We start from the raw sequence: 16,768 nt of genomic DNA on the forward strand, positions 1-16,768 counted from the left end.
ACCCCTAAATGCCCGACATAGCCCTTGTCGACAACGCGGCGCGCTGGATCACGGTCCTGTCGTCGCTGGCCATCTTCGTGGCCTTGGTGCGGCTTCTGTTCCTGCGCCGCAACCTGTCGATCCGCACACGGCTTCTGGGTCTGCTGCTGGCGACCCTCGTGCTGTCGTTCGGCGTGCTCTCGCTGCTGGTGATCTTCGATTTCGGCAGCACCTATCCGTTGCTGCCGATGGCCGTGCGTATCGGCATCGCTTTGCTCAACCTCATCGGCGCCGTCGCCCTGTGGTCGAACTTCGCCGCGCTGATCGACATGCCGACACCGCGCCATGCGGTGAGCGAGCAGCGGCGGCTAACGTTGGAACTCGCCACCGCCCTGCAGCGCTACGAGATGGCGCTGCGCGGTTCCAATGTCGCGATCTTCACCCAGGACCGCGACCTGCGCTACACCTCGGTCAGCAAGCCGCTGTTCGGTTTCCCCGTGGAGCAGGTGCTCGGCTCCAGCGATGCCGATCTGCTCGGCGAGGCGCAGGCACAGGCGCTCACCCTGCTCAAGCGCGACGCCCTCGCCTCCTCCACCTCGCGCAAGGGGGAGATCGAGATTGAGGAAGGCGGGCGCAAATGCTGGTACGACATCCATATCGACCCGCTGCGCGATCTCGCCGGCACTACGGTGGGCCTCACCGGCGCGGCGGTGGACGTCACCGAGCGCAAGGAGAATGAGCAGCATCTGCGCCTGTTGATGCGCGAACTCACCCACCGCTCGAAGAACCTGCTGGCGGTGATCCAGGCCATGGCGCGGCAGACCGCCCGCCATGCCGGCTCGATCGACAATTTCGTCGAAATCTTCAGCGCCCGTCTCCAAGCTCTGTCCAAGTCGCATGACCTACTGGTGCAGGAGAGCTGGTACGGCGCCTCGCTGAACGACATGGTGCGCTCGCAGCTCGGCCATCACCTCGACCGCGAGAACAGCCAGTTCACCATTGAGGGGCCGAGCCTGTTCCTGAAGCCGGAAGCAGCGCAGAATATCGGCCTCGCCATTCACGAACTGTCGACCAACGCCGCCAAATATGGCGCGCTGTCGGTGCCGACCGGCCATGTCGATATCATCTGGGCCCGGCGCACGCCGGAAGCCGGCGGCGGCTTCGAGCTTTCCTGGCGGGAGCGCGGCGGCCCGGCGGTTGCGAAGCCGGAAGGGCGCGGCTTCGGCTCGCTGGTAATCGAGCGCAACCTCGCCCGCGCGCTCGACGGCAAGGTGGAACTCGACTTCGCCCCCTCCGGCCTCGTCTGCACCGTGAGCGTGCCCGAGAGCCATTTGACGCCCGAGCGCTGACCGCGCCGGGCTTTTCGTCCTTCCAGTGACGCACAGGCAACGCGCGAAAACGTGATCCTGAACGGGAACGCGTTACGGTTTACGCGCGTTAACCCTGCGATCACGGCGACTGCCTTCGCCGGACCAATTCATCGAAACCATCGTCTGCGGAAAAGCTCCGGCGGCGACGTGCTCCACGTCGCGCGACCGCGCGTGGCTGCCCGCAGGTCCGGACGGAAGGGGAAGCAGTGATGAAGGGCACCGACAGCGTCTTTAAGGGCTCCGCCTATCTTCTCGGCGCGATCACCGGCGTCGCCTTCATGGTGCCGCTCACCGCCGGCGCCCTTGCCACCGGCTCGCTCACCCGCGCCGCCCCGCAGGCGATCGCCATCGACGCCTTCGGGCCGGAAACGGCTGCACGGCAGGCACACCTCGTCAATCGTGCCGGCAAGGGGGCGCGTCTCGACGCGATGCCGCAGCCGACACCTGCCGCGACGGCGCCGGTTCCGGCCACGGCCCCCGCGCCCGTCATCGTCAACAGCCAGCCGGAGCCCGCCCCGCTGGCGCCGAGCCGCGCCACCCGCACCCCCAAGGGCTGCCTTTCCGCACTGGGCGTGACGAAATCAAGTCTATCGACCGAAGAGTTGACGGTTTGCGTCGCCGACGCTTCGCTGATCGGCCGCGGTTGAGACTTTCCTAAATAAATACCGCCGTCGAAAAGTCGCTACGTTGGGGAACCCATCCGGTTCTATTTCGTTTCTACCACAGAGGATCGAACGATCGGTCTGATTTCGAAATTACCGAACACGGAGAAGACGATGACCAGCAAGCTTGCGACACTCACCGCCGCCGCTGCCCTGGCGCTCGCCCCCGCGGTCGCCTTCGCCCAGAGCCCGGCGCCTCAGACCACGACACCGCCGGCCGCCAGCCCGGTTCAGCCGGATGCCGGCAACCCGCAGGCGCCCGCGTCGCAGATGCCGGCGACCACGCCGACCCCCGGCACGGCCGGTTCCACCGACAGCGCCGCTCCGGCCGCTTCCGCGACCGCGACCCCGGCGACGCCGAAATTCATCAGCGCCCAGAGCGCCGGCCAGTGGCTCGGCTCCGACCTGATGGGCACCGAGGTGGTGACCGCCAATGACGAGAAGCTCGGCTCGATCAGCGACGTGATCGTCGAGCGCGAAGGCGAGATCATCGCGGTGGTGATCGATGTCGGCGGCTTCCTCGGCATCGGCGCCAAGCCGGTCGCGGTGTCCTTCGATTCGCTGACCGCCACCCCCACCGACAATGGCGAGAAGGTCGTGGTCTCGATGACCAAGGAAGAGCTGAATTCGGCTCCCGAGTTCAAGAGCCTGGAGCAGGCGCGTTCGGAGACCCCGAAAACCGGCGCCACCACCACCACGACCAACTGATCCACGCCTTACGGTTCGGCCGCGCGCGCGGCCCTCACCTAGCGACCGCCGGCGTCCGCCGTGCCGTCAGGATGGACATGCCCGCCCTCGTGGCGGGCATGTCTCGTTTTGAAAGCTTTGCCCGCCCTCGTGGCGGGCATGTCTCGTTTTGAAAGCTTTGCCCGCCCTCGTGGCGGGCATGTCTCGTTTGAGAGCCTTGGCCGCCCTCGTGCGTTTTTGCCCAGCGTTGGCGAGCCTTAACGGGTCGCAGGCGCCTTCCCGCGCGGCAGCGCACGATGACGGCGGCCGGCGGATCAGGTAAAGCGGATATCCGACCAGCCGGACCCCGCCATGACCGAACCCCGCCGCCGCCCCGACCATCCCTTCAAGGAACTGTTCGACATCGACGCCATGCGCGTCGAACTCGCTGCGCTGGCGCGCGAGGTGCTCGGCACCAGCAAGTCCGGCCGCGAGATCGAACTGCGCACGCAGATGGCGCGTCGCCTCAAGGCCGCCTATCAGCACGGGCACAAGGTCGCCGAGCGCTGGCTGATGGTGGAAGGTTCCGGCCGTCGCTGCGCCGAGCGGCTCTCACGCCTCCAGGACGAGATCATCGCGCTGGTCCATGAGCTGGCGGTGAAGACGCTCTACCCCTCGGACAACCCCTCCACCTCCGAGCGCATGGCGATCGTCGCCGTCGGCGGTTATGGGCGCGGCCTGATGGCGCCCGGCTCGGACACCGACATTCTGTTCCTGCTCCCCTACAAGCAGACCGCCTGGGGCGAGAGCGTCGCTGAGGCCATTCTCTACGTGCTGTGGGACATGGGGCTGAAGGTCGGCCATTCCACCCGCTCGGTCGATGAGTGCATCCGCCAGGCGCGCGGCGACATGACCATCCGCACCGCGCTGCTCGAAGCCCGGCTGCTGATCGGCGAGAAGACGCTGTTCGAGGAACTGACCGCCCGCTTCGACAAGGAAGTGGTGCAGGGCACGGCGGCGGAATTCGTCGCCGCCAAGCTCAGCGAACGCGAAGAGAGGCTGAAGCGGGCCGGCCAGTCGCGCTATGTCGTTGAGCCGAATGTGAAGGACGGCAAGGGCGGTCTGCGCGACCTGCACACGCTGTTCTGGATCGCCAAATACGTCTACCGGGTGCATGAGACGCGCGAACTCGTGGCCAAGGGCGTGTTCACGGCGGAGGAAGCCAAGATCTTCCGCCGCTGCGAGAATTTCCTCTGGTCGGTGCGCTGCCACCTGCATTTCCTCGCCGGCAAGCCGGAGGAGCGCCTCTCCTTCGACCTGCAGCGCGAAATGGCCGAGCGGCTCGGCTATGTCTCCCATCCCGGGCTGAAGGATGTGGAGCGCTTCATGAAGCACTATTTCCTCGTGGCCAAGGATGTCGGCGATCTCACCGCCATCGTCTCGGCCGCGCTGGAAGAGCGCCACGACAAGCCGGTGCCGCGGCTCGACCGGATGATCGCGCGGCTGCGCCGCTCCGGCCGGCGCACGCTGAAGGAAAGCGCGGATTTCATCGTCGACAATGACCGCATCAATGTCGCCGATGCGAGCGCCTTCGGCCGCGACCCGCTCAACCTCATCCGCATCTTCCATCTCGCCGGCAAGCACGGGCTGAATTTCCACCCCGACGCGATGCGTCTCGCCACGCGCTCGCTCAAGCTCATCGACCACAATCTGCGCGAGAACCCGGAAGCCAACCGGCTGTTCGTCGAGATCCTCACCTCGAAGGAGACGCCGGAGATCGTGCTGCGGCGGATGAACGAGACCGGCGTGCTCGGCCGCTTCATCCCGGAATTCGGCCGCATCGTCGCGATGATGCAGTTCAACATGTATCATTCCTACACGGTGGACGAGCACCTCATCCGCTCCATCGGCGCGCTCTCGCGCATCGAGCGCGGCGACCGGCCCGATTACGGCCTCGCCAATGAGCTGATGCCGACGATCAAGAACCGGCAGCTGCTCTATATCGCGGTGCTGCTGCACGACATCGCCAAGGGCCGGCCGGAGGACCATTCCATCGCCGGTGCCCGCGTCGCCCGCCGCCTGTGCCCGCGCTTCGGCCTCAGCCCTGTGGACACCGACACGGTTGCGTGGCTGATCGAACAGCACCTCACCATGTCCACCATCGCCCAGTCGCGCGACCTCTCCGACCGCAAGACGATCGAGAATTTCGCCGCCGTGGTGCAGAATCTGGAGCGGATGAAGCTGCTGCTCATCCTCACCACCGCCGATATCCGCGCCGTGGGGCCGGGCGTGTGGAACAACTGGAAGTCGCAGCTTCTGCGCACGCTCTATCACGAGACCGAGCCGGTCATCACCGGCGGCTTCTCCGAGAGCAACCGCAATCAGCGCGTCGCCCGCGCCCAGGCGGAACTGCGCGGCGCCCTCGCCGAGTGGGACGCTGCCGACCTCGACGCCTATATGGGCCGCCACTACCCCACCTACTGGCTGCAGACCGACCGCCAGCACCAGATGGAGCATGCCCGCTTCATCCGCGAGACCGAGGCACAGGGCAAGGCGCTTGCCACCCGCGCCATCACCGACCCCAAGCGCGGCATTACCGAGCTCACCGTCTTCGCGCCCGATCACCCGAAGCTGCTGGCGGTGATCGCCGGCGCCTGCGCCAGCGCCGGGGCGCACATCGTCGACGCGCAGATCAGCACCACCACGGACGGGCGGGCGCTCGACACCATCTCACTCACCCGCGCCTTCGAGCAGGACGAGGACGAGATGCGTCGCGCCGATCGCATCGCTTCCGCCATCGAGAAGTCGCTGGCCGGCGAGATCCGGCTGCCGGAAGTGGTCGCCCGCCGCATCCCGAGGCGGCCCCGCGCCTTCACCGTGGAGCCCGAGGTCACGCTCAACAATTCCTGGTCGAACCGCCACACCGTGATCGAAGTGTCCGGGCTCGACCGGCCGGGCCTGCTCTACGGCCTCACCCAGACGCTGTCGCGGCTCAACCTCAACATCGCCTCGGCGCACATCGCCACTTTCGGCGAGCGGGCGGTGGACGTGTTCTACGTCACCGACCTGATGGGGGCGAAGATCATGGGCGCGGCGCGCCATTCCGCCATCCGCCGCGCGCTGTTGCAGGTGCTCGACGCCGATGACGAGGCCAACGCCGCCTGAGGCGGCGCGCCGGCGCTTATTGGGCGGCGCTCATTGGGGCGCGCGGGGTCAGGACACCCGCGCGCCGCGCAGGCTCGGCAGCAGGAAGGCCAGCAGGCCGAAGGCGGGCAGGAAGGCGCAGGCCTGATACACCGCGTCGATACCGTAGCGGTCGGCGAACACGCCCAGCGCCGCCGCCGCCAGCCCGCCAAGGCCGAACACCAGCCCGTAGAAGAACCCGCCCACCAGCCCGATGCGGTGCGGCATCAGGTCGATGGCGTAGACGAGGATGGCGGCGAAGGCGCTCGACATGATGAGGTTGATGACAATGGTCAGCACCGCCGTGCCGGCGAGCCCCGCATAGGGCAACGCCAGCGTGAACGGCAGCGCGCCGAGGATCGAGAACCAGATGATCTTGTTGCGCCCAATCCGGTCGCCCAGCATGCCGCCGAACAGCACTCCCGCCGCCGAGGAGACGAGGAACAGGAACAGCATCAGCTGCGAGGCCTGCACCGACACGCCGAAACGCTCGATCAGGTAGAAGGTGTAGAAAGAAGTGAAACTCGCGGTATAGGCGGTCTTCGAGCACAGCAGCACGATCAGCACCGCCAAGGGGAAGGCGACCTCGCGGAACGGGCGGTGCGCCACTTCCGGCTCGCCCCGGTGCCCGGCCGGCCGCCCCGGCACGGCGAGCGCGCTGTGGCGGGCGGTCCAGGTGAGCAACGGCATGGCGAGGAGCGCGGCGGCGCAGAACCAGGCGAGGCTCGACTGGCCGTTCGGCACGATGATGAACGCCGCCAGCAGCGGCCCGATGGCGCCACCGGTTTGTCCGCCGACCTGGAACAGCCCCTGCGCGAAGCCGTGCCGCCCGCCCGAGGCCTTGCGCGCCATGCGCGTCGCCTCCGGGTGGAAGATCGACGAGCCGATGCCGACAAAGGCCGCCGACACCAGCAGCAGCGGGTAGGTGCCGGCATGGGCGAGGCCGATGAGGCCGAGGAGCGTGAACGCCATCCCCGCCACGGTGGAATAGGGCAGCGGGTGCCGGTCGGTATAGAGCCCGATCAGCGGCTGCAGCAGCGAGGCGGAAATCTGGAAGGTCAGGGTGATGATGCCGATCTGGCCGAAATCGAGCGCATAGGCGTTCTTGATCAGCGGGTAGATCGCCGGGATCAGCGACTGGATCATGTCGTTGAGGAAATGGGCGGCGCTCAGCGCCACCAGCACCGGCATGGCGGTGCGGCGCAGGGAATCGGCCGGCACGGAGAGGGACATGGCACGCTGCTTCGGCGGGGGGATCGTGGCCTTCTCTCTAGGACAAAGTGACGCGCACGACAAATGCTGTTGGCGCGGGGCAGGTCGCCATCGCCTTGCGCGCGCGGCGATGGAAAGGCGGGCCGGTGACGGCTATAGCTTTCCCGCGCCCGCAGCCGGCGGGCATGGGGAGCTTAGCGCCCGCATGAGCGACGCCTCGACCTTCGTTCTCGACCCGCGCCTTGAGGGCGACAGCTTCCCCGTACTCGACCTCGCCCTCGCCAGCGTGCGGCTGATGGACGATGCGCGGTTTCCATGGGTCATCCTGGTGCCGCGCCGCCCCGGCCTCGCCGAGCTGATCGACCTCGACGACGCCGCCCGCGCCACGCTGTGGGGCGAGATCGACGCGGTGAGCCGGGCGCTGAAGGCGCTCACGACCTGCGACAAGCTCAATGTCGCCGCGCTCGGCAATATGGTGCGCCAGCTGCACATTCATGTCATTGCCCGCTTCGAAACCGACGCGGCCTGGCCCGGCGCGGTGTGGGGCGCGGGCGGCGAGCGCCAGACCTATGCGGCACCGCAGGCATTGATGCTGGCGGCGCGGCTGCGCGAGGCGCTGGCGGCATGAACAGCCCCATGCCCGCCGATCACGCGCTCGGCCTGTGGCCGCATCTCGGCTATACCGGCTCCCGGCTCGACCGGGCCGGGCTGCGACGCGGCGAAATGGAGCGCTTCCGCGCCGATCCTCGCGCCCGCGCCTGCCTGATTTCCGGCGAGAGCGTCGTGCTGCGCCGCCTGCCCGGCTTCATCGCCGGCATGGAAGAGGGGCCGGGCTCCTGCACCGCGCTGTTTGCGCTGGAAGAGGCGGTGGCGCTGGGCGGGCGGCTGGATGAGGCCTGCCTGCTCGGGCTCGACGGCGACGTGCCGCATCTCGTGCTGCCGCTTCCCGCCCCCGCGCTCGGCGCCCTCACCGAGCGGCCCGAGGCACGACCGGACCTCTTCGTCATCGATCTGCGCGCCATCGCGGTGCGCGAACTCACCAGCGTCGAGGAGACCGGCCAGCTCGCCACCGCCAAGGCGATGCTCGCCTGGCATGCGCGGCGCAGCTTCTGCTCCAATTGCGGCGGGCGGCTCGCCATGGCCGAGGCCGGCTGGCGGCGTGACTGCCCGAGTTGCGGCGCGCAGCATTTTCCGCGCACCGATCCGGTCGTCATCATGCTCACCGTCGATGGCGATGAGTGTTTGCTCGGCCGCTCCGCCCGCTTCGCGCCCGGTATGTGGTCCTGCCTCGCCGGCTTCGTCGAGCCGGGCGAGACCTTCGAGGACGCGGTGCGGCGCGAGACACTGGAAGAGGCCGGCATCGCCACCGGCGCGGTGCGCTATCTCTGCGCGCAGCCCTGGCCATTCCCGATGTCGATCATGACCGGCTTCCACGCGCAGGCGGCGTCACGGGAGATCGCGATCGACCCGAACGAGCTGGAAGCCGCGCGCTGGTTCTCGCGCGAGGAAGCGCGGCTGCTGCTCACCCGCACCCATCCGGAGGGGCTGATCGCCCCGCCGCGCATGGCTATCGCCCATCATCTGCTGCGGGCTTTCGTGGAAGGGCGCGACCCGCCGGCGGGATGAACCGGCCGCGCCCGTTCCACGACCGTCCCGCGCGTCGGCGCGGGACGGTCGTGGAATGCGCGCGGGCGAGAAAGCGCTTGACCTGGAGTGCGCTCCAGCACCTAGACCCGTGTGCGTCGCAACTTTCAGGACAGAGATGAAGATCGGCGAATTGGCCCGGCGCACGGGATTGAGCCTCGACACGATCCGCTACTATGAGCGTATCGGCCTGCTCCCGCCTGCCGACCGGAACGCGGCGCGCCAGCGCGACTATGACCCGTCCATCCTCACCTGGATCGCTTTTCTCCGGCGGCTGAAAACCACGGGAATGCCGATCCGCGACATGGTTCGCTATGCCGCGCTGCGGGCGCAGGGGGAGGAAACGGCCGCCGAGCGCGGCGCCCTGCTCCGGCAGCACCGCGACGCGGTGCAGGCGCATGTCGACGAACTTCACGCCTGCCTGGCTGTCCTCGACACCAAGATCGCCGGCTATGCCGGCACCACCCGTGAGGACGTGAACCATGACGCCGACGATCAACGCCCCGGCCCCGCACACGACACCTAACACCGCCGGTGACACCAATGCCCGCTACGCGGCCGGATGGGCGGCGCTGGCGCGGATCGACGGCGAGGCCGGCACGCGGGTGGTGGAGCAACTCAGCGACATCGCCCCGGATTTCGGCCGGCTGCTGATCGAATTCCCCTTCGGCGACATCTACACCCGCCCGGGGCTCGACCTGCGCCTGCGCGAGGTGGCGACCATCGCCGCGCTCGCCGCGCTGGGCAATGCTACGCCGCAGCTGAAGGTGCATATCGAGGCCGGGCTGAATGTCGGCCTCAGCCGCGAGGAGATCATCGAAATCCTCATGCAGATGGCCGTCTATGCCGGCTTCCCCGCCGCGCTCAACGGGCTGTTCGCCGCCCGTGAGGTGTTTGCCGCGCGCCCGGCCTGACGGCGCTCAGTCCCGCGTCCAGGCCTTGAAATGCTTGGAGAGTTTGAGCCCCTGCGCCTGATAATTGGAGCCGAGGCCCTCGCCATAGAGGGTGCGGGGGCGCTCCAGCATGGTCTCATAGACCAGCCGGCCGACGATCTGCCCGTCTTCGAGAATGAACGGCACCTCGCGCGAGCGCACTTCCAGCACGGCGCGGGCCCCTCGCCCACCGGCGGCGTCATGGCCGAAGCCAGGATCGAAGAAGCCGGCATAGTGCACGCGGAACTCGCCCACCAGCGGGTCGAACGGCACCATCTCCGCCGCATGGCCGGGCGGCACATGCACGGCTTCCTTGGAGGCGAGAATGTAGAAGGCGTCAGGGTCCAGCACCAGTTCGCGCCGGCCGCGCGTCACCAGCGGCTCCCAGAAATCCTCGACCTCGCAGGCGGCGCGGCGGTCGACATCGATCACCCCGGTATGGCGCTTGGCGCGGAAGCCGAGCAGGCCGCCAAAGCCCTCGCCGGAGAGATCGACGCTCACCGCGATGCCGCCGCCAGCAACGTCAGCTTCGGGGCTGTCGACCAGCCGCTCGGCGGCGTTGAGGGCGGCGATGCCCGGCTCATCCAGCCGCGCGTCGCCGCGGCGGAAGCGGATCTGCGACAGGCGCGAGCCCTGCCGCACCAGAATGGGGAAGGTGCGCGGGCTGATTTCCAGATAGAGCTTGCCGGCATAGCCGGCGGGCACGATGTCGAAGGCGCGCGAACGGTCGGCGATGACGCGGGTGAACACGTCGAGCCGGCCAGTGGAGCTTTTCGGGTTGGCCGAGGCGGCGATGTCGGCGGGCAGCGAAAGCGCTTCTTCCAGCTCGACGAGATAGACGCAGCCGGTCTCCAGCACCTCGCCGCCGGTGAGGTCGAGCTGGTGCAGGCCGAGCCGGGTCAGGCGGTCCGCCACCGTCTCGCCGGGGCCGGGCAGGAAGCTGGCGCGGATGCGCCAGGCGACCGGGCCGAGCCGCAGGTCGAGGCTGGCCGGCTGCACCTGGTCGGCATCGAACGGGCGGGTGCTGCGAATGGCGCCGCCCGCGGCCAGCGCCTCGATGGCGTGGCCGGGCAGAATGCCCTCGCCGCTCAGACCTGACTCCGCCACTCTGCCGCTCCGTCGCTGCGCGCCAACCGTGCCATGGCTTTAGCGGAGGCATCCGACGACGCCAAGTGCTGGTTGGCCAAGTGCGGGTTGGCAGAAGTCCGCTTGACGCCCCGCCCGGCACGGGAGTAAGCGAAAGAGATCGACGTGGTCATTTGAGCCGGCCGGCTTGCCGCCACGCTAAACAAGGTTGCTAAACAGGCCGGGGCCGCGCGACAGCGCGAGCGACCCCGGTTCAATGCGAGAGACCGGAGCCGCGAATGTCCGACACGCCCAAGCTTTCCCCTGCCGAAATCGCCGGGCTCCGCCCCGAGACCCGCCTCGTGCAGGGCGGCATCCTGCGCTCGCCCTTCGGCGAGACGGCGGAGGCGCTCTACCTCACCCAGGGCTATGTCTATGAGAGCGCCGAGCAGGCCGAAGCCCGCTTCAAGGGCGAGGACCCCGGCTTCATCTACACCCGCTATTCCAACCCGACGGCGGCGATGTTCGAGACCCGCCTCGCGCTGCTTGAAGGGGCGGAAGTCGCCCGCGCCACCGCCTCCGGCATGGCCGCCGTCACCGCCTCGCTGCTGTGCCAGCTGAAGGCCGGCGACCATGTGGTGGCGGCGCGGGCGCTGTTCGGCTCCTGCCGCTATGTGATCGAGGAATTGCTGCCGCGCTTCGGCATTGCCTCGACGCTGGTCGACGGCACCGATCTCGCCGCGTGGAAGGCGGCGGTGCGGCCGGAAACCCGCGTGTTCTTCCTGGAAAGCCCGACCAACCCGACGCTGGAACTGGTCGACATCGCGGCGGTGGCCGAGATTTCCAAGGCGGCCGGCGCCTGCCTCATCGTCGACAATGTGTTCGCCACGCCGATGCTGCAGAGCCCGCTTAGCCTGGGGGCCGACGTGGTGGTGTATTCCGCCACCAAGCATATTGACGGCCAGGGCCGCTGCCTCGCCGGCGTGGTGCTGTGTTCGGAGAAATTCCTCACCGACCATCTGCAGACCTTCCTGCGCCAGACCGGCCCCTCCGTCTCGCCCTTCAATGCCTGGGTGATGCTGAAGGGGCTGGAGACGCTGCCGCTGCGCGTGGAGCGTGCGCAGGCGAGCGCGACGGCGCTGGCCGACCGCCTCGCCGCCCTGCCCGGCGTCACCCGCGTCATCTATCCCTTCCGCGCCGACCATCCCCAGCACGAACTGGCAAAACGCCAGATGCGCGGCGGCGGCACGCTGGTGACCTTCGAGGTGGAGGGCGGCAAGGCCGGCGCGTTCCGTTTCCTCAACGCGTTGAAGGTGGTGCGCATCTCCAACAATCTCGGCGACGCTAAGAGCCTCGTCACCCATCCCGCCACCACGACGCATCAGCGCTTCACCCCGGAAGCCCGCGCCGAGATGGGCATTTTCGACGGCATGGTGCGGCTGTCCGTGGGGCTGGAGCATGTCGACGACCTCACCGACGATGTCGCCCGCGCGCTGAAAGCGGTGTGAGGAAGGCACGGGACACGGTACCCGGCGGCGGCGCGCAAACGCAGGCGTGACCCGCCGCCGCTTGCCCTGCGGCGCCAAAAGCCTTTCAGTAGACATACTTGGGCGATTCGGGGGGCGCGGGAGAGCGGGCATGTATCGGGCGACGACGAAAGGCGTGCAGGTGACGGTGACACCGCGCTTCGCACCCGAACGCTCCGATCCCGAGCGTAGCCAGTATTTCTGGGCCTACACGATCGAGATCATCAATCTCGGCGTCGACACGGTGCAGCTCAAGTCCCGCCACTGGGTCATCACCGACGCGCTGGGCCGCGTGCAGGAAGTGCGCGGCGCCGGCGTGGTCGGCGAGCAGCCGGTGCTGCCGCCGGGCGGGCATTTCGAATATACCAGCGGCGTGCCGCTGCCGACCTCCACCGGCATCATGGAAGGCCGCTACAGCCTGGAGACCGCCACCGGCGAGACCTTCGAGGCCGAAGTGCCGGCCTTCTCGCTGGATGTGCCCGGCGAAGCGCGGACGCTGAACTGACGGGATGACCGGCGCGGACGGCTTCCGGCCCTGCTGGGAAGCGGCTATGGTGGCGGCAGCTTTCCTCCGTGGGCCTCCCGCCGCGCCGAACGGTTTCCATATCCCGTGATCGATTTTCGCCCGATCGCCGCCATTCTCGGCGTCCTCCTCGCCGTTCTCGGCACGACGATGATGATTCCGGCGATGGTCGACCTCGTCGCTGGCCGGGGCGACTTCCTCGCCTATGCCGCCTCCTCCGTCATCACCGTGTTCGTCGGCCTGTCGCTGTGGCTGGCAGGCCGTTCCAGCGAGGTGCAGCGCCTGTCGCTGCGCCAGGCCTTCGTGCTCACCACCCTGAGCTGGCTGCTGCTCTCGGCCTTCGCCGCCGTCCCCTTCATGTGGGCGGAATCGAACCTCTCCTTCGCCGATGCCTATTTCGAGGCGATGAGCGGGCTCACCACGACAGGCGCCACGGTCATCAGCGGCCTCGACCATCGCCCGCCGGGCCTGCTCATCTGGCGCGCCTTCCTGCACTGGTATGGCGGCATCGGCATCATCGTGCTGGCCATCGCCCTGTTGCCGATGATGCAGATCGGCGGCATGCAGCTGTTCCGCGCCGAATCCTCCGACAAGTCGGAAAAGCTGCTGCCGCGCGCGGCGCAGATGGCCAAGGGCATTCTCGCCTCCTACATCTTCCTCACCTTCGCCTGCGCCCTCACCTATGCCTTTTGCGGCATGAGCGTGTTCGACGCCGTCGCCCACGCCATGGCGACCATCTCCACCGGCGGCTTCTCCACCCACGACGCCTCGATCGGCTATTTCAACAGCCCCGCCATCGAATACGCCGCCATCTTCTTCATGCTGTCCGGCTCGCTGCCCTTCGTGCTGTATGTGCGAGTGCTGGCGGGCGATTTCAGCCGGCTGTTCGCCAATGCCGAGGTGCGGCTGTTCCTGACGCTGGTGGCGCTGTTCACCGTCGTCTCGACCGTGCAGCAGGTCAGCGGCGGCATCAACCAGGGCGAGACCGCGCTGCGTAACGCGCTGTTCAATGTCGTCTCGATCATGTCCACCACCGGCTTTGTCGCCGACGACTACACGAACTGGGGCCCGCCGACGGACGCGCTCTATTTCATCCTGCTGTTTCTCGGCGCCTGCACCGGCTCCACCGCCGGCGGCATGAAAGCCTTCCGCATCGCCGTTCTCGGCTCGGCGCTCAAGCAGCACCTCAAGCGCGTCATCTACCCCAATGGCGTGTTCCCGGTGGTCTATGGCGGCAAGCCGATCGGCGATGATGTGGTGGCCTCGGTGCTGTCCTTCGCCTTTCTCTATCTCACCAGCTTCATGCTGATCGCTATCGCCATCAACATACTCGGCTTCGATCTGGTGACGGCCTTCTCCGCCTCGATCACCGCGGTGGCCAATGTCGGCCCCGGTCTCGGCCCGGTGGTCGGCCCGGCGCAGAATTTCGCCGCCCTGCCCGATCATGTGATCTGGCTGCTGTCCTTCGGCATGCTGGCGGGTCGGCTGGAATTGTTCACCGTGCTGGTGCTGTTCCTGCCGAGTTTCTGGCGGCGCTAGAGCACGTTCCGGTCTGATTGCATCGCCATCGGATCGGTAAAACGTTCTCTATCAATCAATTAGCGACTGATTCACCGATCAGGTCGATTCAACCTGATCGGATCAGGCGCTAGTTGGGCACCGCAGCATAAGCCGGTATGCTGGCGCTCACTTCGCGACGAGGATTCTCCATGCTTGCCGTACGGACGACGACCGAGGAATTGCTGGCCTATCTGGTCGCCTTCGACACGACGAGCCGCAATTCCAATCTCGATCTCATCGCCTTCGTGCGCGACTACCTCGCCGCCTTCGGCATCGAGAGCACGATCATCCCGAGCGAGGCCGGCGACAAGGCGAGCCTGTTCGCCACTATCGGGCCGTCCGGCGTCGGCGGCGTCTGCCTCTCCGGCCATTCCGACGTGGTGCCGGTGGACGGCCAACCCTGGAGCACCGACCCGTTCACCCTCACCCCCGTCGACGACAAGGTCTATGGGCGCGGTTCCTGCGACATGAAGGGCTTTCTCGCCTGCTGCCTCGCCATGGTGCCGGACATGGTGGCGCGGCCGCTGGCGACGCCGATCCATCTTCTGGTGTCCTATGACGAGGAGATCGGCTGCACCGGCGTGGTGCCGGCGGTGCGCCGGCTGGGCGTCGACCTGCCCTTACCCCGCGCCTGCATCGTCGGCGAGCCGACCTCGATGCGGGTGGTGGACGCACATAAATCCGGCATCGCCTATGTCACCACGGTCACCGGGCGGGAGGCGCATTCCTCCATGCCGCAGCTCGGGGCCAACGCCATCTTCGCCGCCGCCGCGCTGATCGGCGAGCTCGACCGCATCCGCGCCGAACTGGTGGCGGCGGGCGACCCCTCCGGCCGCTTCGACCCACCCAGCACCACGCTGCAGGTGACGGTGGTCGGCGGCGGCACCGCCGGCAACATCGTGCCGCGCGAATGCGCCATTCGCTGGAATGTGCGCGGCCTGCCGGGCTTCGACGAGGACGCGCTGCTGGAGCGCTTCTCCCGTTTCGGCGCGGAGGTGGTGCTGCCGAAGCTGCGCGAGACCGCGCCGGAAGCCGCCATCACCACGGATTTCATCTACAAGGTGCCGCCGCTCGCGCCCCAGACCGGCTCGCCGGCCGAGACGCTGGCGCTGCGCCTCGCCGGGCAGAACCGCACCTATACCGTGTCCTACGGCACCGAAGGCGGGCATTTCCAGGCCCAGGGCATCCCGACCATCATCTGCGGGCCGGGCTCGATCGACCAGGCGCACAAGCCGGACGAATATATCGAGATCAGCCAGCTGCGCGCCTGCGAGCGGTTTCTCGCCGGGCTGATCGCGGAATGCGCGGAATAAGAGGCACGTTGCGCGTCATTCCCCGGGCGGTGCCCGGGGAAAGCTTCAGGACATCCGGCGGCCGGCTCAGCCCTGCGCGGCGCTTTCGTCCGCTTCGCCGCCCTCGACGACTTCCTCGGCCTTGAAGTCATAGGTGCGGCCGCAGAACTCGCAGGTGACGGCGATCTTGCCGTCCTCCACCAGGCTGCCGCGCTCTTCCGCCGTGAAGCTGGAGAGCACGTTCATCACCCGCTCGCGCGAGCAGGAGCACTTGGCGACCACGGCCTCGGTGTCGAACACCCGCACGCCGCGCTCGTGGAACAGGCGGAACAGCAGCCGCTCGCTGGACAGGTCGGCGTCGACCAGTTCCACATCCTCCACCGTGCCCATGATGGAGAGCGTCTCGACCCAGGCGTCGTCCTCGTCCGTCTCGGGGAGGTCCGTGCCCTCCGGCGCGTCGCCGGGATGCAGGTCCACCGGGCGCACCCGCCCGCCCTCGGTCGGCAGGAACTGCACCATCAGCCCGCCGGCCCGCCAGGAGGACGGCGCGCCGCCCGGGTGCATCTCCTCCGCCACGGCGAGGCGCACGCGGGTGGGGATCTGTTCCGACTGGGTGAAATACTGGTGCGCGGCGGCTTCCAGCCCCTCGCCCGCCAGCGCCACCACGCCCTGGTAGCGGTTGACGCTCAGCCCCTGGTCGATGGTCATGGCGAGATGGCCATGGCCGAGCAGCGCGCCGCTGTCGAAGCCGGCGCCGGCCGGCAGCGCCGCCTGCATCGCCTCCAGCCGCTCCAGATCGAAGCGGGCATAGGCGCGCACATCCTGCGGAGCGGCGAAATCCACCACGAGCAGGTCGACCGGCCCGTCGGTGCGGGTCTGCAGAATGAAGCGGCCCTGGATTTTCAGCGTCGAGCCGAGCAGCACGGTGAGCGCCACGGCCTCGCCGAGCAGGCGCTTGACCGCGGCGGGATAGTCGTGATGCGCGAGCACGGCGTCGAGGCTGGTGCCCAGACGCACGACGCGCCCGCGCACATCGAGCCCGTCAATGTGGAACGGGGTCACGCGGTCGTCGACCGCGCGGGGATCGGGCCCACGAGAGGCCGGGGAGGGAGAAGCGCTGTGTGTTGTCATGTCGCCCGCCCATATAGGAGCGC

The 16,768-nt window shown here is 68.1% G+C and carries 15 protein-coding genes and 1 riboswitch; of the genes, 12 read left to right on the forward strand and 3 right to left on the reverse strand.

Translation table 11 applies throughout. From position 1 onward, the window contains the following. Positions 1-8: 8 nt before the first annotated feature. The 4 genes from ACP2AH_RS16115 to ACP2AH_RS16130 all read left to right on the forward strand — a co-directional run bounded on the left by ACP2AH_RS16115 (position 9) and on the right by ACP2AH_RS16130 (position 5,842). A complete protein-coding gene (locus tag ACP2AH_RS16115) occupies positions 9-1,328 on the forward strand; it encodes a sensor histidine kinase (RefSeq protein WP_425106724.1) in 1,320 nt (439 codons plus the stop codon). Positions 1,329-1,558: 230 nt separating this feature from the next. Continuing rightward, positions 1,559-1,996 carry a hypothetical protein gene (locus ACP2AH_RS16120; RefSeq protein ID WP_425106725.1) on the forward strand — a complete coding sequence of 146 codons (438 nt, stop codon included), beginning with the start codon at positions 1,559-1,561 and terminating at the stop codon, positions 1,994-1,996. A gap of 129 nt (positions 1,997-2,125) precedes the next feature. Further along, entirely contained in the window at positions 2,126-2,719 is a 594-nt protein-coding gene (locus ACP2AH_RS16125) for a PRC-barrel domain-containing protein (RefSeq protein WP_425106726.1), read from the forward strand. A 330-nt stretch (positions 2,720-3,049) separates the two neighbouring features. Beyond that, the gene (locus tag ACP2AH_RS16130; RefSeq protein WP_425106727.1) at positions 3,050-5,842 is read left to right on the forward strand and encodes a [protein-PII] uridylyltransferase; all 2,793 of its coding nucleotides are present in this window, start codon (positions 3,050-3,052) and stop codon (positions 5,840-5,842) included. A 48-nt stretch (positions 5,843-5,890) separates the two neighbouring features. Here the strand turns inward: ACP2AH_RS16130 and ACP2AH_RS16135 are convergent, their stop codons facing one another. Continuing rightward, positions 5,891-7,093, reverse strand: coding sequence for an MFS transporter (locus tag ACP2AH_RS16135; protein WP_425106728.1), 1,203 nt, complete (start codon positions 7,091-7,093; stop codon positions 5,891-5,893). Between the two features lie 184 nt (positions 7,094-7,277). On the opposite strand from ACP2AH_RS16135, the gene ACP2AH_RS16140 reads away from it, so the two are divergent. The 4 genes from ACP2AH_RS16140 to ACP2AH_RS16155 all read left to right on the forward strand — a co-directional run bounded on the left by ACP2AH_RS16140 (position 7,278) and on the right by ACP2AH_RS16155 (position 9,630). Then, positions 7,278-7,700 (forward strand): HIT domain-containing protein, encoded by a 423-nt coding sequence (locus ACP2AH_RS16140; RefSeq protein WP_425106729.1) that lies wholly within the window; start codon positions 7,278-7,280, stop codon positions 7,698-7,700. Positions 7,701-7,708: 8 nt separating this feature from the next. After that, positions 7,709-8,698, forward strand: a complete 990-nt coding sequence (gene nudC, locus ACP2AH_RS16145; RefSeq protein WP_425106730.1) for an NAD(+) diphosphatase — start codon at positions 7,709-7,711, stop codon at positions 8,696-8,698. A gap of 136 nt (positions 8,699-8,834) precedes the next feature. Continuing rightward, positions 8,835-9,242: a MerR family transcriptional regulator gene (locus ACP2AH_RS16150; RefSeq protein WP_425106731.1), complete on the forward strand. Its 408-nt coding sequence runs from the start codon at positions 8,835-8,837 to the stop codon at positions 9,240-9,242. Then, complete coding sequence (locus ACP2AH_RS16155; RefSeq protein ID WP_425106732.1) at positions 9,199-9,630, forward strand: carboxymuconolactone decarboxylase family protein; 432 nt, start codon at positions 9,199-9,201, stop codon at positions 9,628-9,630. Before ACP2AH_RS16150 ends, ACP2AH_RS16155 begins: the two co-directional genes overlap by 44 nt. A 6-nt stretch (positions 9,631-9,636) precedes the next feature. Here ACP2AH_RS16155 and ACP2AH_RS16160 read toward each other — a convergent pair whose 3' ends face one another. After that, a complete protein-coding gene (locus ACP2AH_RS16160; RefSeq protein ID WP_425106733.1) occupies positions 9,637-10,755 on the reverse strand; it encodes a 2'-deoxycytidine 5'-triphosphate deaminase in 1,119 nt (372 codons plus the stop codon). Positions 10,756-10,889: 134 nt separating this feature from the next. Beyond that, a riboswitch (SAM riboswitch) is annotated at positions 10,890-10,970 on the forward strand. 42 nt (positions 10,971-11,012) lie between these two features. On the opposite strand from ACP2AH_RS16160, the gene ACP2AH_RS16165 reads away from it, so the two are divergent. The 4 genes from ACP2AH_RS16165 (at position 11,013) to argE (ending at position 15,635) form a co-directional block, all read left to right on the forward strand. After that, positions 11,013-12,221, forward strand: a complete 1,209-nt coding sequence (locus ACP2AH_RS16165; RefSeq protein WP_425106734.1) for an O-succinylhomoserine sulfhydrylase — start codon at positions 11,013-11,015, stop codon at positions 12,219-12,221. Positions 12,222-12,351: 130 nt separating this feature from the next. Next, the gene (gene apaG, locus ACP2AH_RS16170) at positions 12,352-12,744 is read left to right on the forward strand and encodes a Co2+/Mg2+ efflux protein ApaG (RefSeq protein WP_421698544.1); all 393 of its coding nucleotides are present in this window, start codon (positions 12,352-12,354) and stop codon (positions 12,742-12,744) included. Between the two features lie 105 nt (positions 12,745-12,849). Further along, entirely contained in the window at positions 12,850-14,301 is a 1,452-nt protein-coding gene (locus tag ACP2AH_RS16175) for a TrkH family potassium uptake protein (protein ID WP_425106735.1), read from the forward strand. A 170-nt stretch (positions 14,302-14,471) separates the two neighbouring features. Beyond that, the gene (argE, locus tag ACP2AH_RS16180) at positions 14,472-15,635 is read left to right on the forward strand and encodes an acetylornithine deacetylase (RefSeq protein ID WP_425106736.1); all 1,164 of its coding nucleotides are present in this window, start codon (positions 14,472-14,474) and stop codon (positions 15,633-15,635) included. A gap of 66 nt (positions 15,636-15,701) precedes the next feature. On the opposite strand, the gene ACP2AH_RS16185 is transcribed toward argE, so the two are convergent. After that, a complete protein-coding gene (locus ACP2AH_RS16185; protein WP_425106737.1) occupies positions 15,702-16,745 on the reverse strand; it encodes an Hsp33 family molecular chaperone in 1,044 nt (347 codons plus the stop codon). Between the last annotated feature and the right edge of the window lie 23 nt (positions 16,746-16,768).

The sequence above is a fragment of the Ancylobacter sp. genome (genome assembly GCF_965249975.1).
In the GTDB taxonomy this organism is placed as follows: Bacteria; Pseudomonadota; Alphaproteobacteria; order Rhizobiales; family Xanthobacteraceae; genus Ancylobacter.

Coding starts and splice junctions, on each gene's coding strand:
- ACP2AH_RS16130 (WP_425106727.1), top strand. CDS start 3,050: ATGACCGAACCCCGCCGCCGCCCCGACCATCCCTTCAAGGAACTGTTC.
- ACP2AH_RS16165 (WP_425106734.1), top strand. CDS start 11,013: ATGTCCGACACGCCCAAGCTTTCCCCTGCCGAAATCGCCGGGCTCCGC.
- nudC (WP_425106730.1), top strand. CDS start 7,709: ATGCCCGCCGATCACGCGCTCGGCCTGTGGCCGCATCTCGGCTATACC.
- ACP2AH_RS16135 (WP_425106728.1), bottom strand. CDS start 7,093: ATGTCCCTCTCCGTGCCGGCCGATTCCCTGCGCCGCACCGCCATGCCG.
- ACP2AH_RS16150 (WP_425106731.1), top strand. CDS start 8,835: ATGAAGATCGGCGAATTGGCCCGGCGCACGGGATTGAGCCTCGACACG.
- argE (WP_425106736.1), top strand. CDS start 14,472: ATGCTTGCCGTACGGACGACGACCGAGGAATTGCTGGCCTATCTGGTC.
- ACP2AH_RS16115 (WP_425106724.1), top strand. CDS start 9: ATGCCCGACATAGCCCTTGTCGACAACGCGGCGCGCTGGATCACGGTC.
- apaG (WP_421698544.1), top strand. CDS start 12,352: ATGTATCGGGCGACGACGAAAGGCGTGCAGGTGACGGTGACACCGCGC.
- ACP2AH_RS16140 (WP_425106729.1), top strand. CDS start 7,278: ATGAGCGACGCCTCGACCTTCGTTCTCGACCCGCGCCTTGAGGGCGAC.
- ACP2AH_RS16155 (WP_425106732.1), top strand. CDS start 9,199: ATGACGCCGACGATCAACGCCCCGGCCCCGCACACGACACCTAACACC.
- ACP2AH_RS16185 (WP_425106737.1), bottom strand. CDS start 16,745: ATGACAACACACAGCGCTTCTCCCTCCCCGGCCTCTCGTGGGCCCGAT.
- ACP2AH_RS16120 (WP_425106725.1), top strand. CDS start 1,559: ATGAAGGGCACCGACAGCGTCTTTAAGGGCTCCGCCTATCTTCTCGGC.
- ACP2AH_RS16125 (WP_425106726.1), top strand. CDS start 2,126: ATGACCAGCAAGCTTGCGACACTCACCGCCGCCGCTGCCCTGGCGCTC.